Origin of the sequence: Sphingomonas sp. STIS6.2, assembly GCF_000732685.2 — a bacterium.
Lineage (GTDB): Bacteria > Pseudomonadota > Alphaproteobacteria > Sphingomonadales > Sphingomonadaceae > Sphingomonas > Sphingomonas aerolata.
In genome coordinates, this window is the sequence record NZ_JPDP02000165.1 from 1 (window position 1) to 482 (window position 482).

At 50.2% G+C, this 482-nt stretch carries 1 rRNA gene (running past one end of the window); it reads left to right on the top strand.

Features of this window, described 5'->3' with window-relative positions:
* Positions 1–482: ribosomal RNA gene (locus sphst_RS20140) — 23S ribosomal RNA — on the top strand (its annotated part continues 2,250 nt past the right edge of the window); the annotation flags it as partial.

Genomic DNA, 482 nt, shown 5'->3' on the forward strand with positions numbered 1-482 from the left:
TGAAAGACGTGGTAGCCTGCGAAAAGCTTCGGGGAGTCGGCAAACAGACTTTGATCCGGAGATGTCTGAATGGGGGAACCCAGCCATCATAAGATGGTTATCTTGTACTGAATACATAGGTGCAAGAGGCGAACCAGGGGAACTGAAACATCTAAGTACCCTGAGGAAAAGAAATCAACCGAGATTCCCTTAGTAGTGGCGAGCGAACGGGGACTAGCCCTTAAGTGGCTTTGAGATTAGCGGAACGCTCTGGAAAGTGCGGCCATAGTGGGTGATAGCCCTGTACGCGAAAATCTCTTAGTCATGAAATCGAGTAGGACGGGGCACGAGAAACCTTGTCTGAATATGGGGGGACCATCCTCCAAGGCTAAATACTACTGACTGACCGATAGTGAACTAGTACCGTGAGGGAAAGGCGAAAAGAACCCCGGAGAGGGGAGTGAAATAGATCCTGAAACCGTATGCGTACAAGCAGTGGGAGC